A 14,841-nucleotide genomic window follows, 5' to 3' on the forward strand; every position below is an offset into this window, starting at 1 on the left:
GTGCGATCGGCAACGCAGTTTTGAGGGCCCGGTTTGCCCTTGGCGGTTGAAGAACGCGGGCAAGCGCGTAAATAGGGCCCATGAACACTGCCCCTTCGCCAGCCCAAGTCCCCACCGTACCCGTCTCGCTGCGCGAAGCCCGCCGCTTTTCCGTGGCACCGATGATGGAATGGACTGACCCCAGGTGTCGATATTTTCACCGCCTTCTGACCAAGCGCGCGCTGCTGTTCACCGAAATGGTGACGAGCGCGGCGCTGGTGCATGGCGATGCGAGCCGACACTTGCGGCTCGATCCGGTCGAGCAGCCGGTGGCCGTGCAACTGGGTGGGTCGGACCCGCACGAGCTTGCGGCCGCCACGCGCCTTGCGGATGCGGCAGGTTTCGCCGAGATCAATCTGAATGTGGGATGCCCCTCTGATCGGGTGCAATCGGGCCGGTTCGGCGCCTGCCTGATGGCCGAGCCGGAACTGGTGGCGCAATGCGTGCGGGCCATGCGCGATGCCACCGACCGGCCGGTGACGGTCAAGTGCCGCATCGGTATCGACGACCAGGACACCGAAACCGGTTTGGATCGCTTTGCCGATGCCATGGTGGAAGCGGGCGTTGACGCGCTTTACGTGCATGCCCGCAAGGCGTGGCTGAAGGGGCTGTCACCCAAGGAAAACCGTACCATTCCACCACTGGACTATGATCGGGTCTATCGGCTGCGGGCGCGCCTATCGCCGCTGCCGGTGATGATCAATGGTGGCATCGAGACCCTGGAACAGGCCGAGGCGCATCTGGCCCATACCGACGGGGTAATGCTGGGGCGGGCCGCTTATCATACGCCCATGCTGCTGGCCGAGGTGGATCGGCGCTTCTTTGGCGCAAGCGAACCGGCGCCCGGGCTGGCCGAGGTGATGCAGGCAATGGCCGACTATGCCGCCCGCGAGCGCCGCACTGGCATGCGGGTCAATGCGGTGACCCGGCATATGCTGGGCCTGGCAAATGGACTGCCCGGGGCGCGGCAGTTCCGGCAGATCCTGAGCGTTGATGCCTGCCGGGCAGGAGCGGACGAAGGCGTCATCCTGCGCGCGCTCGATGCCCTCGAAGCTTCGGCCCTGCGGATGGCTGGCTAGTCGACCAGTTCGAGCGAGTTCTGGGACACGCTGTAGCGGCTCAGGGTTTCGAGATAAGTCATGCCCAGTAGACTGGTCTCGAGCGCGTTGCGCTCGGCCACAAAGGCGGTGACCCCCTCGCGCACGATACCGCCCACTTCGATCTGATCGAGCCGCACCCGCGCCGCCTGGCCGGTGCCGTTGGCGGTGGCGACGGGGATCGAGTAGCGCAGCCTGCTGGTGTCGATGCCGGCGGCTTCCGCATCGGCCTCGGTCAAGACCACCGCGCTGGCGCCCGTATCGAAGATCATCGGGGTGGTGTGGCCGTTGATCGTGGCGGCGATTTCGAAATGCCCGCCCATGCCGCGCCGGAAGGTAGCGGTACCGCGCTCGGCATCTACGACGGCAACCCCCGGGCGCAACTCGCCGGCAACCCGCCCGGCAATGCCCACCAGTTCATCGCGGTAACTATAGGAGACGGCCGCTATCGCGAAGATCGCGACCCATAGACCAATGGCACCGAAGAGTTCGGACGCGCGCCGGCGCCGGCCAAAGGCGCCGCCGGCAAAAACAACGAGCAGGATCAGGAGCGGCAGGAGTTGGGCCGTTTGCGCCTGGGTGAGGCCCAGAAGGGCACCCGCATCACTGCTGACGAGAGCGGCCAGGCCAACAGCAACCAGAAGGGCGATGCCGATAAAGATCATGCCTGCGCCCTGTTCCTAGCTGTGCAAATCATCTCACAGCATAAAGGAAAACTCGGGGGCGATTTCAAGGCCCGGCGGCAAAGCACACGAGAACCGCGAGTGCGACAATCTCGAGAAGCGCGACGAGGCCACCAACCACGTCGCCGGTCTGGCCGCCCAGCGAACGCCGGCAAAGCCCCGCCCAAGCCAGCGTGGCTACGCCAGCAAGCGGCAGGGCGAGGAGCGGAGCGAGCCAGTTGCCCAAAGGCCAGGTGCTGAGGGTGAACAGCACTAGGGCGAGGGCCAGCCCAATGGCAAACGCCGCGCGGCTGAGGCTGCCCGCCGTGGCCGAGGCACCGTCGCGCCGGGCGGGTGGCAGGGCCACGGCGAGCCACAATGCTCCCGAACGGGCCAGCACTTGCGCCCCCAGCCAGAGGATGGCGGCCCCAAGCGGATCGACAGCCACAAGGCTCGCCAGCGCCGCGACCCGCATCAGGAGCAAAAGGCAAAGGCCAGCGACGCCATAGGTGCCGTGCCGGCTATCCTTCATGATTTCGAGCCGGCGCTCGACCGTGTGGCCGCCAAACAATCCGTCGGCGCTGTCAGCCAGCGCATCCTCGGCCATGGCGCCGCCGGCAATCACCAGCACGGCAACGGCAAGAGCGGCGGCAAGCAAGGGCGGCATGCCCAGATGCGGGGCGACAAGGAGGGTGAAAGCGGGTCCAAGCCCGATCAGGATGCTGGCGAGCGGCAGGACCGGGGCCATGCGATCGAGCTGTGGCAGCTCGTGGGGTGCAGATCCGGTGGGCAGGCGCGAAAAGAAGCGGATGGCCATCAGCAGATCGGCCCGCACCGTGGACCAGCGGCGCGGTCGCGCTCCGTTCAATTGCATTTCGCTCCCATCTGCGCCAGAAGTCCGGCCTTCCCTACCACTCGTTGTCCGGTTTCTCCATGCCCCTACACCCAGCCTATGCCGATGTGCTCGAACTGCTGACGATCCTGCCCGAAGGCGACGAGCAGGCAGTCAGCGCAGTGCGCGAGCGCGAGCGGCACCTGACCAAGCCCGCGGGCTCGATGGGCAAGCTCGAGGAGTTGGTGGAATTCCTGGCGCGCTGGCAGGGTCGGGCCAAGCCGCGGCTCGACAATCCCATGGTCACGATCTTTGCCGGCAATCATGGGGTGACCGACCAGGGCGTGTCGGCGTTTCCGCGCGAGGTGACCGCGCAGATGGTCGCCAATTTCACGGAAGGAGGGGCGGCGATCTCCCAGATCTGCGCCCTGCACGAGATCAATCTGCGCGTGTTCGAACTGGCGCTGGAACTGCCCACGGGCGACATCACGCAGACCGCGGCGCTTGACGACAAGATGTGCGCGGCAACCATCGCCTATGGCATGGAAGCAATCGCCGGCAAGCCCGACCTGATCTGCATCGGAGAAATGGGCATCGGCAATACCACGGTGGCGGCCGCGATCTATGCGGCGCTTTATGGCGGCAGCGGGCGCGACTGGGTGGGGCGCGGCACCGGCGTGGACGATGCGGGCCTGGCGCGCAAGGCGGATGCCGTGGACCGCGCGCTGGCTTTGCACAAGGGCGACCTGGATCATCCGCTGGCGATCCTTGCTCGGCTTGGCGGGCGCGAGATTGCGGCCATGCTGGGCGCGATCATTGCCGCGCGCCATCAAAAGGTGCCGGTGATCGTGGACGGCTTTGTGGCAACGTCAGCGGCGGCGATAGCCCATGCCGTGCATCCCAATGCCATCGATCATTGCCTCTTTGCCCATGTGTCGGCCGAGCCGGGGCACCGCCGGGCACTTGAGGCGATGGGGCAGACGGGGCTGCTCGATCTTGGCATGCGGCTGGGTGAGGGGAGTGGGGCCGCGCTGGCGGCAGTGCTGGTCAAGACCGCGCTGCACCTGCACAACAACATGGCAACCTTTGAAAGCGCGGCGGTTACCGACCGCTCCTGACGCGCAAGAACGCCGAAGCGGGTCAGCCCGCTTCGGAATAGATCTGCAGCCGGTCTTTTTTCTGCACCACGGGCGCCAGGGCATCCATGACCCGGGCGCGGGGGAAGGTCGCGATCACTTCGGTGCCAAAGCGCACCTTGGAGAAGAGATCAAAGCGCCCCTGGTGCAGTTCCATGATCTTCTGGACGATCGGCAGCCCAAGCCCCGCGCCTTGTTCGGCGGTCTTTTGGGCCAGCGAGCCCTGGCCGAACGAGGACAGCACGGTGGCAATCTCGTCCTCGGGAATGCCGGGGCCGTTGTCCTTGACCGAGATCAGCTGCCCGCCATCGCCGCTCCGCGTCACGACGAGAGTGATCTTGCCGTTCTGGGGCGTGAACTTGATGGCATTGCTGAGCAGGTTGAGGATCACCTGGCGGATGGCGCGCTCATCGCCCCATAGGCGGGGCAGGTTGTTGCCGACATTGAACACCAGCTCGATGCCCTTCGCCTTGGCGCGCAGCTCCATCATGCGGCGGCAATCCGCGGCAATATCGACGAGCGAGACGATCTCTTCGTTGAGCTCGTATTTGCCCGCCTCGATGCGGCTGAGATCGAGCAGTTCGTTTATGAGATTGAGCAGGTGCTGGCCGCTGGCGTGAATGTCCCCGGCATATTCCTTGTATTGCGGCACCTGATGGGGGCCAAGCAATTCGGACTGCAGCACTTCGGAAAAGCCGATGATCGCGTTGAGCGGGGTGCGCAGTTCGTGGCTCATGGTGGCAAGAAACTGCGACTTGGCGATATTGGCCTGCTCGGCATGGCGCCGGGCTTCATCGGACATATGCCGGGCTTCTTCGAGCTCGCCGATCAGCGTGTCTTTTTCCGCCTGGTGGGTGACGGTTTCGAGTTCGGACGCGTGCAGCTGACGCGCCAGGTAAACAAAGAAAACTTCGCCACAGACCGCAACGGCCGCCAGCATGAAGTTGAGCGTGCCGCCCAGGGCGATGAGGTTGATGGAGACGGTGAGCGTCACCGGCAGCGTGCTCATCAAGGTGGCGGGCGGCAGGGTGTGGGTGGCCACAGCATTGGCCGCCACGCTCACCAGCACCATGGCGAACATCACCGGCGTCAGGCTCTCGGGACTGGCTACCAAGGTAAAGAGGGCCAGCAGCGACCAGGCGAGACCATAAACAGTCTCGCAAGCGACAAAGCTTGCCGTCCACTGACCGGCATTGAACTTGGCGGGATCACTCGCTTTGAAGCGCCGCGCGACCAGCACGATCACGAGAAGGCTGAGCAGGACCGTCCCTGCCCAGAGGGTGGCAAAGAGCGGCGGCACCCAGAAACTGGAGACAAAGGACAGGATGACCACGATGGCGGCCATTGGCAATGCCGCAGCGAGCCGGGCGCTGGCATAGTCATGCAGCAGCTCGAAATCGAACGCTGCGCGGGTGCCCGAACTGGACGTCAGGCGTTGGCGCGCATCCAGCACGGTCTTTTGTGCGTTGCGCTTGGTGTCACGCCCCATAAGCGAGCGGACGTCAGCGTCGATCGTGGCCCAGGACGGCATTGAACTCTTACTCGGTACTAAGTGATGCGAACCAGAAACGCATTCGCTACGCTCACAGCTGAACACTAGCGATGGCGTAGTTAACGGGCGGTGAAGTCCTGAATCGATATCTAAGGCAAAGGCGAGTGTTCGCCGGACGACGCGGCTCGCTTGCGGCAATGATGATTCTCGCCCTCGTGGCGGGGTTGGCCGCATGGCTCGAGCCCGATCTCCCGCCGGTGGGCGGCGCCGGGCGCGCCAGCGATGGCGACAGCTTGCGCTTGGGCGAGCAACGTGTCCGTTTGCTCGGCCTCGACGCTCCCGAACTCAACCAGACCTGTCGCCGCGACGGAGCGAACTGGCCCTGCGGACAAGCGGCTCGCGACCGCATGGCGCAATTGCTGCGCTCGGGTGACCTCGACTGCCGCGCCGAAGGCCGGGACAAATATGATCGCTTGCTCGCGCGCTGCAGCATCGGATCCCAGGATCTTGGCGGCCGGATGGTCGCCGAGGGCTGGGCGCTTTCGTCGGGTGACTATGATCGCGAGCAAAGGGCCGCCCAGGCCGCCGGGCTGGATATCTGGAGCGGCTCCTTCGTGCCCCCGCGCGAATGGCGGGACCAGCAGGACCGTCCCGAGGCGGTCTGGGACTGGTTGCCGTTCTTCTAATCCGCGAGGCCAATCAGTCGTTGGCGCAAGATTATTGCGGCGCTCGCCGGAATGTGGCAGTTAACAACCTAAATCGAGCCGACAAACTGGCTTGAGACGGAATAGGTTTTCGCGGGGGCGAGATGGCGCTGGACAAGATCGATCGTAAAATACTGACCTTGCTGCAGAAAGACGCGACCATGCCGGTTGCTGAAATCGGCCGCAAAGTGGGTCTGTCAACGACCCCATGCTGGCGTCGCATCCAGAAAATGGAAGAAGAAGGCGTGATCAAGCGGCGCGTTGCCGTTCTGGATCCCGTCAAGGTCAATGCTGGGGTCACGGTGTTCGTGTCGGTCAAGACCAATGAGCACAGCGAAGGCTGGCTGCGCAAATTCGCAGCGGTGGTGGAAGATTTCGCCGAGGTGGTCGAGTTCTATCGCATGAGCGGAGACATCGATTATCTCCTGCGCATCGTGGTGCCCGATATTGCCGCCTACGACACCTTCTACAAAAAGCTCATCACCAAGATTGCCCTCACCGATGTGAGCTCGAGCTTTGCCATGGAGCAGATCAAGTACACGACCGCCTTGCCGCTGGACTTCGCCCTCGTTGTCGATGACGATAAATAGCCATGCTGCAGGGGTTCGAACATATCGGCATGACTTCGGGCGATCTTGATCGGACCATCTGGTTCTATTGCGATCTGCTGGGATTGCGCCTGCATCTGCGCAAGCCGGCATCCTCTGGCGAAGTGGCCTTCCTTGATGCCGGCGGCGGCATGCTCGAAATCTTCGCGCCGGCCGAGCCGGTGACCCGAGCCCAGGATGTGCCGCCGCAAACGGCGGGCATGCGCCACATGACCTTTGCCTTCTCCGACATCGACCCCGTGGTGCAACGGCTCGAGGAAGAGGGGCTCGAAATCATCGAGCGTCCACGTCTCGCGCATAACCAAGACGTGTTCAAGCGGGTGGCGTTCTGCCGTGATCCCGATGGGATCATCGTCGAACTCGCGGAACGGGCGGCTAGCCGCCCGTAACCGACATGTGCCGCCCCAGTGCCGGTGCAGGCCGCGCCCGGTCGATCACGAAGTCATGGCCCTTGGGCTTGATCAGCATGGCATGGTCCAGCGCCGCATCGAGCGCTTCAGCACCGCCCTCGCGCAGCGCGTCGCGGAGATTAACCTGATCTTCCTGCCCTAGGCAGAGGAAAAGCTGGCCAGTCGCGGTCAGGCGGACCCGGTTGCAGCTTTCGCAGAAATTGTGGCTCATCGGGGTGATGAAGCCCAGAACACCCCCAGTTTCAGCGACATGCAGATAGCGGGCGGGGCCACCGGTACGCTGGTCGAGCTTGCTCAAGGTCCAGCGGCGAGCCAGCCGGTCGCGTAGCTCACGCAGGGGCAGATAGCTGTCGACCCGGTCGAGCCCAACTTCCCCCAGTGGCATGCCTTCGATCAGTGTCAGCCCCATGCCCCGGCCATGCGCCCACTCCATCATGGGCTCGATCTCGTCTTCGTTGACGCCGCGCATCGCCACCATGTTGATCTTGATCTGCAGGCCCGCCGCTTGCGCGGTGTCAATGCCGGCCATCACATCGGTCATCCGGCCCCGGCGAGTGATTTGCGCAAAGCGGTCCGGATCGAGGGTATCGAGGGACACGTTGATCCGCCGCATGCCCGCCTTGAAGAGGTCGTCGGCAAAACGGCTGAGCTGACTGCCATTGGTGGTCATGGTCAGCTCTTCAAGGCCATGCTCGAGATGTCGGCCCAGGCTGCGCACCAGATCAAGAATGTCGCGCCGCACCAGGGGTTCGCCGCCCGTCAGGCGCAGCTTGGTGACGCCGCGTTGCACGAAAGCCGCGGCAATGGTCTCGATTTCCTCAAAGCTCAGTACTTCCCGCTTGGGCAGGAAGGTCATGTTTTCCGCCATGCAATAAACGCAGCGGAAATCGCACCGGTCCGTGACCGAAATGCGCAAATAGGAAATATGGCGGCCGAAGCGATCAACAAGCGGTCGCGCAACGGAGACGGGGCTGGTCATGGCGCCAACCTAATCGTCTTCGCGCTCATTTCAAAGCGTGCTCGCCCGGAATTGCTTGGGCCGCAGCATTGATCCCTCTGGCGACCTGCTTTGGTCTGGGTTGACACGGGGCAGTATTGCCCGGCATCACCGCCGCAAAAGCAGGGGATGTGCCGGTGAGCGATGATCTGAAACGAGAAGCGGCTCGCATGGCCTTGTTGCAGGTTCAACCCGGCATGCGGCTCGGCCTGGGCACCGGTTCGACCGCTTGGCACTTTGTTGATCTGCTCGGCGAGAAAGTGGCCCAGGGGTTCGAGTGCATCTGCGTGCCCACTTCGGAGCGCACCGCCGAGCAGGCGATGGGCCTCGGCATCGCGCTCAGCGACCTTGATCATCTCGATCGCCTTGACCTCACCGTCGACGGTGCCGACGAGATCGACCCCCACCTCAATTTGATCAAGGGCGCCGGCGGGGCCTTGCTGCGCGAAAAGATCGTAGCGGCGGCCTCGGATGCAATGATCGTAATTGCCGATGGCTCCAAGGTCGTGGAGCAATTGGGCAGGTTTGCACTTCCGGTGGAGGTCAACGCCTTTGGTTTTGGCGCCACCATGCGAGCCCTCAACGCAGTAATGACTGCCCATGGCGCCGAGGGCCAAGCCAAGCTGCGCCATATTGCCGACGGTCAGGCCTACCATACGGATGGCGGTCACCTGATCGTTGATGCTTGTTTTGGCCGCATTTCGACGCCAGAAGCGCTGTCGCGCGATCTCCTTGACATACCAGGGGTGGTGCAGCATGGGCTTTTTCTTAACATGTGCAAAACCGCTTATGTGGCGACGCCGGATGGCGTAAGAACCATGCAGCGCGGGGACTGACCAACAGCGAGGTTCGATCAGGATGGCATTTTCGACGAAACGGGGTTTGACTGGGCGCGCTAAAGCGCTGCTCGCGGTGACACTCAGCGCCGGGCTGTTTGCCCTGGCCGCTCCCGCCATGGCCCAGGAAGTGCCGCCTGAGCAACTGGCTCTGGCGCGCAAATATGTGGAACTGACGGACCGCTCTGCCATCTATGAAGTGACCCTGGTCGAAACTGGCGTGCAGACCATGCGCCAGATCATCCAGCAGAACCCCGAACTGGTCGACGCCACCGACAAGGCCATTTCCAAGGTGTTGGAAGAGTACAAGGGCCGCAAGGGCGAACTGATGGACCAGTTTGCCCGCGTTTATGCGGTGCGCTTCACCAACGAAGACTTGCAGCAGATCGTCGCCTTCTACGAATCGCCAGTCGGCCAGAAGCTGGCGCAAGCCAATTCAGAACTGAATACCGACCTACAACGGGTCTTGATGGTGTTCACCAACAATGTGCAGCGTGAGTTCTTCGCCAAGGTGCGAAGCGAGCTTCGCGCCAATGGCGTCGAGATCTGATCCAGACGCATATGACCCCGCCTTGTGCGGGGTCTTTTTGTATGCAATGCGCCGCTCCATATCTAGGGGCGGTACTTGTGGGGCGTTGCAATGAGCGAAGCATATGATCTGGTCGTGATCGGCGGGGGCTCCGGCGGTGTCCGCGCCGCACGGATGGCCGCCAGCTATGGCGCGCGAACCGCTATCATCGAAGAATTCCGCGTTGGCGGGACCTGCGTGATCCGGGGTTGCGTACCCAAAAAGCTCTATGTCTATGCCAGCCGCTTCAACGAGCTGTTCGACATCGCCTCCAGCTTTGGCTGGCAGGTGGATGCTTCCTTTGATTGGCCCACGCTTGTGGCTGCCAAGGAAAAGGAAATCAGCCGTCTCGAGCACGCCTACACCACCAATCTGGAAAACCCCGGCGTCGAGGTGATCAAGGATCGGGCGGTGGTGACCGGGCCCAATGGCGTGCATCTGCTGAGGTCCAATCGCGATCTGCAGGCGCACCATATCCTTGTGGCCACCGGCGGGCAGCCCATTGTTCCCGATATTCCGGGCGCCGAGCTTGCCATCACGTCCAACGAAGTCTTCGACCTGCCGCGCTTGCCCCATTCGATCCTGATTGCAGGCGGCGGCTATATCGCGGTGGAATTTGCCACCATCTTTGCCGGACTTGGCGTCAACACCAGCATCGTTTATCGCGGCGACTGCGTGATGCGCGGCTTCGACGACGACCTGCGGCGCGGCCTTGAGGCCGGACTGCAGGAACGCGGCATCCGGCTGATCTACCAGACCACGATCAAATCGCTGGTGCAGCAGGGGGATGATATCGCCGCGACCTTCAGCGACGGGGTCACGGCGCCCTTTGGCGCGGTGATGTTCGCTGTGGGGCGGCGGCCCAATGTCGAGGGGCTGGGTCTCGAAACGGCCGGTGTCGAGCTGACGGCCGGCGGCGCCATTGCGGTGGACGAATATTCGCGCTCGTCCTGCCCATCCATCTATGCTGTGGGCGACGTCACCGGGCGGGCGGCGCTTACCCCAGTGGCAATCCGGGAAGGCTGGTATTTCGCCGAAACGGTGTTCAACAACAATCCCATGGCCGTGGATCATTCCCTGATTCCGACGGCGGTTTTCAGCGAGCCGGAACTCGGCGCCATTGGCCTGACCGAGGCTGAAGCGGCGACCCATGGCGATATCGACGTTTATATCGCGCGCTTCCGCCCGATGATGAACAGTCTCTCGACGCGGACGGAGCGCATGATCCTCAAGCTTATCACCGAGGCCAATGGCGGCAAGGTGCTGGGCTGCCACATCCTCGGGCCGGGGGCAGGGGAGATGATCCAACTGGTCGCCATCCCGATGAGCATGGGTGCCAGCAAGGCCGATTTCGACCGGGCCATTGCCGTTCATCCCACCGCGGCCGAGGAACTGGTGACCTTCAAGGGCCCAACCTATGTTTACCGCGATGGCACCAAGGTCTGAGCCGATAAAGCTTGGCAGGCCCGCGCGGCCTTGGTAGACCGCGCCTGATCTGGATAGCGGGAAAGCGAGACAACCCATGACCACTTGGACCCCCGGCAGCTGGCGCGACAAGCCCATCCTGCAGGTGCCCGCTTATCCCGATCCCGTGGCGTTGGCAGAAGCCGAGCGCCAGTTGGCGACCTTTCCGCCGCTGGTATTTGCCGGCGAGGCACGGGACCTCAAGACCAAGCTCGCGGCAGTCGCGCGCGGCGAAGCCTTCCTGCTCCAAGGCGGGGACTGTGCCGAAAGCTTTGCCGAGCACGGCGCCGACCATATCCGCGATTTCTTCCGCGTGTTTCTCCAGATGGCCGTGGTGCTCACCCATGGCGCCTCCAAACCCGTGGTCAAGGTCGGGCGCGTTGCCGGCCAGTTCGCCAAGCCCCGCTCCGCTGATACGGAGGTCATTGATGGGGTGGAGCTGCCCTCCTATCGCGGCGATATCATCAACGCCATCGAGTTCACCGAAAACGCCCGTCTGCCCGACCCCGATCGCATGCTGCAGGCTTATCGGCAATCGGCGGCAACGCTGAACCTGCTGCGGGCCTTTGCCTCGGGCGGCTATGCCGAACTGACCCGCATCCATGAATGGACCGTCGGGTTCATGAAGGGCTCGAACTGGTATCCGCGCTACGAGGAAGTAGCGCGCAAGATCGACGACGCCATCACCTTCATGGCCGCGCTCGGCCTTAACCCGGACAATACCCCGGCCTTGCGTCAGACCAGTTTCTTCACCAGCCATGAAGCGCTTCTCCTTGGTTATGAAGAAGCGCTGACCCGCCGCGATTCCATTACCAATGACTGGTACGCCACGTCGGGTCACATGCTCTGGATCGGCGATCGCACCCGGCAGCCGGATGGCGCCCATGTGGAATATTTCGCCGGCATCCACAACCCGATCGGCATCAAGTGTGGCCCTTCGCTCTCGAACGAGGATTTGTTGCGGCTGTTGGATCGCCTGAACCCGACCGATGAGGCCGGCCGTATCACGCTGATCTGCCGCTTTGGCGCCGAAAAGGTGCATGAGCATCTGCCGCGGCTGATTGAAACCGTGCAGCGCGCCGGGCGTACCGTCGTTTGGTGCTGTGACCCGATGCACGGCAACACCATCAAGGCCTCCACGGGCTACAAGACGCGGCCCTTTGATCGCGTGTTGTCCGAAGTTCGCTCCTTTTTCGAAGTGCATCGGGAAATGGGCACTTACGCCGGCGGGGTCCATATCGAGATGACGGGCGATGATGTCACCGAATGCGTGGGTGGCGTTTCGGCAGTAACCGAGGCCTCGCTGTCAGATCGCTATCACACTTATTGCGACCCTCGCCTCAACGCCAGTCAGGCGCTGGAGCTGGCCTTCCTGGTCGCCGAAGAGGTGCATGCGCAAAAGCCGCCACGGCAGCACGCGCTGGCGGGCGAGTAACAGCCGCGTGATCTGCCGCGATCAACACTGACCGGGTGTTGATCGACGGGCGGGCTTGCTGTCCTATGCCAGCGCTTCGCTGACCCTGCTGAAAGTCGTTCATGCCAAGATCCCTGTTCCCTGCGGCATCGCCAGAGGTGCGCGCCCGCCTCGAACTGGACCCGACGATCAAACTGATCAATCATTATGATTGGGCTTCCAACCTGCTGGGTCCAATTCCAGCTTGGCCGGAAAGCCTCAAGGGCGCCGTCCGGGTCATGCTCGCGACCTCCACGCCAATGGCCATGCTGATCGGCTCTCAGGGCATCCTGATCTACAACAACGCCTATGCGGTCTTCGCCGGCGAACGGCACCCACACATCTTCGGACTTCCCGCCGAACAGGCCTGGCCCGAAATTGCCGAGTTCAACCGCCACAAGATTGACTTGGGACTGCGCGGGGAAACCCTGCATCTCGAGGAGCAGGAACTGCTCCTCAATCGCAACGGCACGCCTGAAGCGGTGTGGCTGGACCTGCATTATAGCCCTGTGCTGGCGGAAGACGGCACCCCTTTGGCGGTGCTTTGCATAGTTCAGGAAACGACCACCCGAGTGCTGGCCGAGCGTGCCGTGGCTCGCAGCGAGGAGCGACTGTCGCTTGCCTTGAACAGCTCAACCCTGGTGGGAACCTGGGATTGGGACATTGTGGCCAACAGCGTCACCGCAGACGAAAAATTCGCCACCATGTATAATCTCGATGCGCCCACGGCCAAGACCGGGATCGCGCTTGAAGGCTTCATGCAGGCCATTCACCCCGAGGACGTGGAACGGGTGGGCGTCGAGATCAGGGCCGCCTTGGCGGACGGCTCACCCTTCCGCTCGCAATATCGCCTGCTTGGACCTGATGGCACGATAAGGTGGGTTATCGCTTCGGGGCGTCCTCGTTTGGGCGACGATGGCAATGCCATCCGCTTCCCCGGGGTCGTGGTGGATGTCACCGAGCAGCGCCGTGCGTCGGATGCGCTGGCGGAAAGCGAGCTGCGCTTCCGCACCCTGACCAATGCCATGCCACAAATGGTGTGGTCGACCCTGCCTGACGGCTTTCACGACTATTACAATGACCGCTGGTACCAGTTCACTGGAGTGCCGCAAGGGTCCACTGATGGGGAAGGTTGGAACAACCTGTTTCACCCCGATGATCAGCAGCGAGCCTGGGCGATCTGGCGCAACTCCCTGGAAATGGGCGAGCCATACCAGATCGAGTACCGACTGCGGCATCATACCGGCGAGTACCGCTGGACCTTGGGTTTGGCGCTGCCGATCCGTGATAGCCAGGACCGTATCATACGCTGGTTCGGCACCCTCACCGATATCCATGAGACCAAGCTTGCAGCGACCGAGCGGGACCTGGTGGCGCAGGAGCTGAGCCATCGAATCAAGAACATCTTTGCGGTATTAACCGGCATCATCAGCCTGTCGGCGCGCAGCCAGCCGGAGATCAAGCCCTTTGCCGATCAGCTGCGCCAGCGCATCTTCGCTCTGAGCGAGGCGCATGATTTTGTCCGGCCCCATGCTGCCCGCTTACAGGACACCGAACACCAGGGCTCACTCTGGGCCTTGATCGAGCGCCTCCTGCAAGCCTACCACCGGGAGGGTACCGCGCGGGTCAGCTTCCGCGGTGAGGACGCTCCGATCGATGATGGCGCGGCTACTCCACTTGCACTCCTGTTCCATGAGCTGGGCACCAATGCCGCCAAATACGGCGCGCTGAGCGTTGCCGATGGGGAGGTGGTGCTGGAAGGCCGGGTAAGCGAGGATGGCTACCATCTCTCCTGGAAGGAGCGGGGCGGTCCGGTTCTTGATGGCGCGAGGCGACCGGAAGGTTTCGGCTCACGCCTCGTGAGCCTGAGCGTGGAAGGCCAGATGCGTGGCAAGGTCGAGCGGATCTGGGAAGCGGACGGGCTGAGGGTCGAGGTCGACCTTCCTGCTACGGCTCTGCGCCGCTCCGGGCGGTTGCAGAGCTAGAGCAACGGCTTGGTCAGCACTTCGTAGGCTCGGGCGTTGGGTCGAGCCAATCAAACAGCTGTAAACGACGGGGCGGGGCAGCTTCCTGCGCCTGGCGCCGAGCCACGGCATACCCGACAGCGTCCCGTAGTTCCTTATCCGTGACCGGCTTGGGCAATACGCCCAGAGTGCCGGGAATGCCGGTGCCAAGCTGCGAAGGGTTGGCCGTCATGAACAGTACGGTGACGCCATGAGTTTGGCTGAGAGCCCGGCCAATGGCCGCCCCGGTAGGACCATCCTCAAGATTGAGGTCCACGAGGGCAACGTCAGTCGTTGCCGCGAGGCTAAGGGCCGTACGCTGGTCGGCAGCAATGCCCACCGGCTGGTGCCCCATTTCCGCGATGACATGCTCGATTTCGGTGGCAACGAAGATCTCGTCTTCAACTACCAGTATTCTGCAACTCATCACGCAAACTCTCGTCGGGTACTGGAGGGCAACTCGCTCGACCGGCTTCGGTTGCGCCGTGATTGGTCGCCGCCAGCCCTATACCCGATTACACCTTAAGATAGTTAGCGAAA

General features: G+C 63.0%; 15 protein-coding genes. 10 read left to right on the top strand and 5 right to left on the bottom strand.

Annotation, left to right across the window (positions count from 1 at the left end):
- Window positions 1-80: 80 nt before the first annotated feature.
- Window positions 81-1,118: a tRNA dihydrouridine(20/20a) synthase DusA gene (gene dusA, locus AC3YMN_RS13000; protein WP_489890330.1), complete on the top strand. Its 1,038-nt coding sequence runs from the start codon at window positions 81-83 to the stop codon at window positions 1,116-1,118.
- On the opposite strand, the gene AC3YMN_RS13005 is transcribed toward dusA, so the two are convergent.
- Both AC3YMN_RS13005 and AC3YMN_RS13010 read right to left on the bottom strand, forming a co-directional pair.
- On the bottom strand, window positions 1,115-1,801 hold the full coding sequence (locus AC3YMN_RS13005; RefSeq protein ID WP_489890331.1) for a retropepsin-like aspartic protease family protein: 687 nt from the start codon (window positions 1,799-1,801) through the stop codon (window positions 1,115-1,117). The two genes, dusA and AC3YMN_RS13005, sit on opposite strands and share 4 nt — an antisense overlap.
- Window positions 1,802-1,865: 64 nt before the next feature.
- Window positions 1,866-2,672 carry an adenosylcobinamide-GDP ribazoletransferase gene (locus AC3YMN_RS13010; protein WP_489890332.1) on the bottom strand — a complete coding sequence of 269 codons (807 nt, stop codon included), beginning with the start codon at window positions 2,670-2,672 and terminating at the stop codon, window positions 1,866-1,868.
- A gap of 59 nt (window positions 2,673-2,731) precedes the next feature.
- Between AC3YMN_RS13010 and cobT the strand changes: the two genes are divergently transcribed.
- Window positions 2,732-3,748 (top strand): nicotinate-nucleotide--dimethylbenzimidazole phosphoribosyltransferase, encoded by a 1,017-nt coding sequence (gene cobT, locus AC3YMN_RS13015; protein WP_489890333.1) that lies wholly within the window; start codon window positions 2,732-2,734, stop codon window positions 3,746-3,748.
- Window positions 3,749-3,770: 22 nt separating this feature from the next.
- Here the strand turns inward: cobT and AC3YMN_RS13020 are convergent, their stop codons facing one another.
- Window positions 3,771-5,297: a sensor histidine kinase gene (locus AC3YMN_RS13020; protein WP_248305248.1), complete on the bottom strand. Its 1,527-nt coding sequence runs from the start codon at window positions 5,295-5,297 to the stop codon at window positions 3,771-3,773.
- 125 nt (window positions 5,298-5,422) lie between these two features.
- Between AC3YMN_RS13020 and AC3YMN_RS13025 the strand changes: the two genes are divergently transcribed.
- The 3 genes from AC3YMN_RS13025 (at window position 5,423) to AC3YMN_RS13035 (ending at window position 6,959) form a co-directional block, all read left to right on the top strand.
- Window positions 5,423-5,944, top strand: a complete 522-nt coding sequence (locus AC3YMN_RS13025; RefSeq protein ID WP_489890335.1) for a thermonuclease family protein — start codon at window positions 5,423-5,425, stop codon at window positions 5,942-5,944.
- Window positions 5,945-6,072: 128 nt separating this feature from the next.
- The gene (locus AC3YMN_RS13030) at window positions 6,073-6,552 is read left to right on the top strand and encodes an Lrp/AsnC family transcriptional regulator (protein ID WP_127755172.1); all 480 of its coding nucleotides are present in this window, start codon (window positions 6,073-6,075) and stop codon (window positions 6,550-6,552) included.
- 2 nt (window positions 6,553-6,554) lie between these two features.
- Window positions 6,555-6,959 carry a VOC family protein gene (locus AC3YMN_RS13035; RefSeq protein WP_127752401.1) on the top strand — a complete coding sequence of 135 codons (405 nt, stop codon included), beginning with the start codon at window positions 6,555-6,557 and terminating at the stop codon, window positions 6,957-6,959.
- Here AC3YMN_RS13035 and moaA read toward each other — a convergent pair.
- Window positions 6,946-7,959 carry a GTP 3',8-cyclase MoaA gene (gene moaA, locus AC3YMN_RS13040; protein ID WP_489890336.1) on the bottom strand — a complete coding sequence of 338 codons (1,014 nt, stop codon included), beginning with the start codon at window positions 7,957-7,959 and terminating at the stop codon, window positions 6,946-6,948. The two genes, AC3YMN_RS13035 and moaA, sit on opposite strands and share 14 nt — an antisense overlap.
- 155 nt (window positions 7,960-8,114) lie before the next feature.
- Between moaA and rpiA the strand changes: the two genes are divergently transcribed.
- The 5 genes from rpiA (at window position 8,115) to AC3YMN_RS13065 (ending at window position 14,283) form a co-directional block, all read left to right on the top strand.
- Window positions 8,115-8,813 carry a ribose-5-phosphate isomerase RpiA gene (gene rpiA / locus AC3YMN_RS13045; protein ID WP_489890337.1) on the top strand — a complete coding sequence of 233 codons (699 nt, stop codon included), beginning with the start codon at window positions 8,115-8,117 and terminating at the stop codon, window positions 8,811-8,813.
- A 46-nt stretch (window positions 8,814-8,859) separates the two neighbouring features.
- A complete protein-coding gene (locus AC3YMN_RS13050) occupies window positions 8,860-9,363 on the top strand; it encodes a DUF2059 domain-containing protein (RefSeq protein WP_164854754.1) in 504 nt (167 codons plus the stop codon).
- Window positions 9,364-9,453: 90 nt separating this feature from the next.
- Window positions 9,454-10,827, top strand: coding sequence for a glutathione-disulfide reductase (gene gorA, locus AC3YMN_RS13055; RefSeq protein WP_489890338.1), 1,374 nt, complete (start codon window positions 9,454-9,456; stop codon window positions 10,825-10,827).
- Between the two features lie 76 nt (window positions 10,828-10,903).
- The gene (locus tag AC3YMN_RS13060) at window positions 10,904-12,280 is read left to right on the top strand and encodes a class II 3-deoxy-7-phosphoheptulonate synthase (RefSeq protein ID WP_489890339.1); all 1,377 of its coding nucleotides are present in this window, start codon (window positions 10,904-10,906) and stop codon (window positions 12,278-12,280) included.
- Between the two features lie 101 nt (window positions 12,281-12,381).
- Window positions 12,382-14,283 carry a PAS domain-containing protein gene (locus AC3YMN_RS13065; protein ID WP_489890340.1) on the top strand — a complete coding sequence of 634 codons (1,902 nt, stop codon included), beginning with the start codon at window positions 12,382-12,384 and terminating at the stop codon, window positions 14,281-14,283.
- 13 nt (window positions 14,284-14,296) lie between these two features.
- Here AC3YMN_RS13065 and AC3YMN_RS13070 read toward each other — a convergent pair whose 3' ends face one another.
- Window positions 14,297-14,791 (bottom strand): response regulator, encoded by a 495-nt coding sequence (locus AC3YMN_RS13070; protein ID WP_489890541.1) that lies wholly within the window; start codon window positions 14,789-14,791, stop codon window positions 14,297-14,299.
- Window positions 14,792-14,841 lie beyond the last annotated feature (50 nt).

This window comes from Devosia sp. Z11_6 (assembly GCF_058133665.1).

Bases quoted from the DNA above. Each gene is read 5' to 3' on its own strand.
- dusA (WP_489890330.1), top strand. From the start codon at position 81: ATGAACACTGCCCCTTCGCCAGCCCAAGTCCCCACCGTACCCGTCTCG.
- AC3YMN_RS13005 (WP_489890331.1), bottom strand. From the start codon at position 1,801: ATGATCTTTATCGGCATCGCCCTTCTGGTTGCTGTTGGCCTGGCCGCT.
- AC3YMN_RS13010 (WP_489890332.1), bottom strand. From the start codon at position 2,672: ATGCAATTGAACGGAGCGCGACCGCGCCGCTGGTCCACGGTGCGGGCC.
- cobT (WP_489890333.1), top strand. From the start codon at position 2,732: ATGCCCCTACACCCAGCCTATGCCGATGTGCTCGAACTGCTGACGATC.
- AC3YMN_RS13020 (WP_248305248.1), bottom strand. From the start codon at position 5,297: ATGCCGTCCTGGGCCACGATCGACGCTGACGTCCGCTCGCTTATGGGG.
- AC3YMN_RS13035 (WP_127752401.1), top strand. From the start codon at position 6,555: ATGCTGCAGGGGTTCGAACATATCGGCATGACTTCGGGCGATCTTGAT.
- moaA (WP_489890336.1), bottom strand. From the start codon at position 7,959: ATGACCAGCCCCGTCTCCGTTGCGCGACCGCTTGTTGATCGCTTCGGC.
- gorA (WP_489890338.1), top strand. From the start codon at position 9,454: ATGAGCGAAGCATATGATCTGGTCGTGATCGGCGGGGGCTCCGGCGGT.
- AC3YMN_RS13060 (WP_489890339.1), top strand. From the start codon at position 10,904: ATGACCACTTGGACCCCCGGCAGCTGGCGCGACAAGCCCATCCTGCAG.
- AC3YMN_RS13065 (WP_489890340.1), top strand. From the start codon at position 12,382: ATGCCAAGATCCCTGTTCCCTGCGGCATCGCCAGAGGTGCGCGCCCGC.